The organism is Sphingomonas bacterium, from assembly GCF_903644135.1.
GTDB lineage: Bacteria > Pseudomonadota > Alphaproteobacteria > Sphingomonadales > Sphingomonadaceae > Sphingomonas.
This window is the reverse complement of sequence record NZ_CAHJXA010000310.1, coordinates 1-3348: the sequence shown is the minus strand read 5'-3', so window position 1 is coordinate 3348 and position 3348 is coordinate 1. Positions and strand designations below refer to the sequence as shown.

Genomic DNA, 3348 nt, shown 5'->3' with positions numbered 1-3348 from the left:
TGCCGGCCGAGGTGCAGGCGGCGTGGCGGCGCTACGCCGCGGCGCTCGACGAGCATGAGGCGGGGCATGTCCGCTATGCGTGGCAGCATCGCGGCGACGTGCTGGCCGCGATCCGGGGCGCGACCTGCGCCACTGCGGAGGCGGCGGGACAGGCAGCGCTGGCCGACATCGTCGCCCACGACCTTGCCTATGATCGCGAGACGCAGCATGGCCTGACCCAGGGGGCGGTGTTTCCATAGGCGTACCGATGGATCAACCTAACGCCCGAGTAGCACCCGTGCCTGCCCGGCGATCTGCGCGAGCATCGCCGCACCCGGCTGCGCGGCCCCGCGTGCACGGTCGATCAGCGCCCTGAACTGCGCCACGCGGGCGGCGTTGGCGGTCAGCCAGGTTTCGACGACAGCCTGCGGATCGCCCTCGCCGCGCGCCAGGAAGTCGAGCCGCATCTGCTGGAAATCGCGCGCGAGCCCGGCAAGCAGCAGCCGCTCCCACGGATCGCACGACACGATCCGCGCCGCGCTCGCCTGCGCCCAGTCGAGCCCCAGCGCCTGGCCGAGATGGGTGAAGGCGCGTGCGACCACCGCCTCGTCCAGGCCGATCCGCTCGCCGAGATCGGCCAGGCCGACCGCGCCGTCCATCTCGAACAGCCGTACCACGCGCCTGGCGAGCGATGGCGGCGCACCGGCGGCGGCGAGCGCGGCGGCGATCCGCTGCCCCTGGATGCGCGCTTCGTCCAGCAGCAGCTCCTCGATCTGCCGCTCGATCGCTTCCACGCCCGGCCGCAACAGCGTCAGTGTCCGGCCGGGACTGCGACCTGGCGCGCTGACGCGCAGCAGGTCGGCGATCTGCGAGCGCGCGGCGAGCGCGACCTCGTCGAAAAGCGCCAGCCGGCCCGCTTCGGGCATCGCCGCCGCCTCGATGTCGGCCCAAAGCGCGTCGAGCCCGAACAATTGCTCGGCGACGACGAACATGGCGGCGATGTCGCCCATCGCTGCCCCCTCCTCGTCGGCCAGCTCGAACGGGTGGAGCATCCCCAGCCGGTTGACGATGCGGTTGGCCAATTTGGTGGCGACGATCTCGCCGCGCAGGCGGTGCGCGTCGATCGCCGCGCCGAACGCCTCGCGCATCGCCGGAGGGAAGGCGGCGTGGAGGTCGGGAAGCAGCGCCGGGTCGAGGCCCAACTTCGCCGTCTCGATCGCGTCCTGCAGCGCGAGCTTGGCGGTGGCGAGCAGCACCGCCAGCTCGGGCCGGGTCAGCCCGCCGCCCTCCTGCGCCCGCCGCGCCAGTTCCTCGTTGGAGGCGAGCCCCTCGACAGCGCGATCGAGCCGGCCCGAGCCCTCGAACATCTCGATCAGCCGCAGATAGCTCGGTAGTGCCGCCACCGCACCGCCCTCGGCGATCGACAGCGCCAGTGTCTGCAGCCGATTATCCTCCAGCACGAGATGCGCGACGTCATCCGTCATGCTCGCCAGCAGCGTGTTGCGGTCTTCGTACGCCAGCCGGCCCTCGATCATCTCGCGGTTGAGCGCAATCTTGATGTTGACCTCGTTATCCGAGCAGTCGACGCCCGCCGAATTGTCGATAAAGTCGGTGTTGAGCCGGCCCTTGCGCAGCGCAAAGGCGATGCGCGCCGCCTGCGTCACGCCCAGGTTCGCGCCCTCGCCGATCGCGGTGACGCGCAACGCCTCGGCATCGACGCGCAGGCGGTCGTTGGCGGGATCGCCGACCGACGCGTTGTTCTCCGCCGCCGCCTTCACATAGGTGCCGATGCCGCCGAACCACAGCAGGTCGGCGGGCGCCTTCAGGATCGCCGAGATCAGCTGGGTCGGCTCCAGCGACGTGGCGGTCACGCCGAGCACTGCACACGTTTCCGGCGACAACGGAATGGTTTTTTCCGACCGCGACCACACACCGCCGCCTGCCGAGATCAGCGCCGCGTCGTAATCCGCCCAGGACGAGCGCGGCAGCGCAAACAGCCGCGCGCGCTCTGCCCAGCTCGCGGCCGGGTCGGGCGTCGGGTCGATGAAGATGTGGCGGTGGTCGAACGCCGCCACCAGCTTGAGCGCACGCGACAGCAGCATGCCGTTGCCGAACACGTCGCCCGACATGTCGCCGCAACCGACCACGCTGATCGGCTGCACTTGGATGTCGACGCCGCGCTCGGCCAAGTGGCGCTGGACGCCGACCCACGCGCCCTTGGCGGTGATCCCCATCGCCTTGTGATCGTAGCCGACCGAGCCCCCGGACGCGAAGGCGTCGCCCAGCCAGAAGCCGCGCTCCAGCGCTAGCGCGTTCGCCACGTCGCTGAACGTCGCGGTGCCCTTGTCGGCGGCGACGACGAAATACGGGTCGTCGCCGTCATGGAAGCGCACCCCGGCGGGATGGACGACGGCGCCGTCGACGATGTTGTCGGTCAGCGACAACAGCGCGCGGATGAAGATGCGATAGCTTTCTGTTCCCTCCGCCAGCCAGGCGTCGCGGTCCGACGCGGGCGGCAACTGCTTGGGATAGAAGCCACCCTTGGCCCCGGTGGGCACGATAACCGCGTTCTTGACCCGCTGCGCCTTCATCAGGCCCAGCACCTCGACGCGGAAGTCGTCGCGCCGGTCGCTCCAGCGTAAGCCGCCGCGTGCCACCGGCCCGGCACGCAGGTGGATGCCCTCGACGCGCGGCGAATAGACCCATATTTCGCGCCACGGCAGCGGTGCGGGCAGGCCGGGGATCAGCCGGCTGTCGAGCTTGAACGCCAGTGCCTCGCCGGTCAGCGGGTCGCCGACGGCGGTATAGGCGTTGGTGCGCAGGCAGGCGGCGATCAGCGCGCGATAGGCGCGCAGGATGCGGTCGTCGTCGATGCCGACCACCGCCGCTAGCCCCTGCTCGATCGCGTCGTTGGCAGCGGCGACGTCGATCGGCGGTGCCGGGTCGTGGGCGGCGGCGAAGCGCGCGATCAGCCCGGCGGCGACGACCGGCGCGCGGCGCAGCGCGTCGACGACGGTGGTCAGCCCGTAAGGCAGCCCCGCCTGGCGCAGGTAGCGGAACCAGGCGCGCAGCATTACCACGCCCGCGGGCAGCATCGCAGCGTCGACGATCAGGCGGTTGAACGCGTCGTTCTCGGCACGCCCTTCGAGCACCGCGGCGATCGCCGCCTCCAGCACCGCCGCCTCGACCGGCAGCGTGCCGCCGGTCTCGATCAGGAAGGCGTGGATCGACGATTGGTCGACGTCGGTCAGCGCGGTCGGCACCTCCTCGATCACGCGGAAGCCGAAATTCTCCAGCACCGGTACCGCGTCGGACAGCGCCAACGCGCCGCCGCGGCGATAGATCTTCAGCGTCGTGCGGTCACCCTCC

The 3348-nt window shown here is 70.9% G+C and carries 2 protein-coding genes; one reads left to right on the top strand and one right to left on the bottom strand.

The window, feature by feature from the left end; all coding sequences use genetic code 11:
• Positions 1-239: DUF922 domain-containing protein (locus HUU96_RS13540; RefSeq protein ID WP_174293281.1), on the top strand; the 239-nt coding region annotated here is incomplete at its 5' end.
• 18 nt (positions 240-257) lie between these two features.
• On the opposite strand, the gene HUU96_RS13535 is transcribed toward HUU96_RS13540, so the two are convergent.
• A partial coding sequence (locus HUU96_RS13535; protein WP_174293280.1) for an NAD-glutamate dehydrogenase domain-containing protein occupies positions 258-3348 on the bottom strand: 3091 nt, incomplete at its 5' end.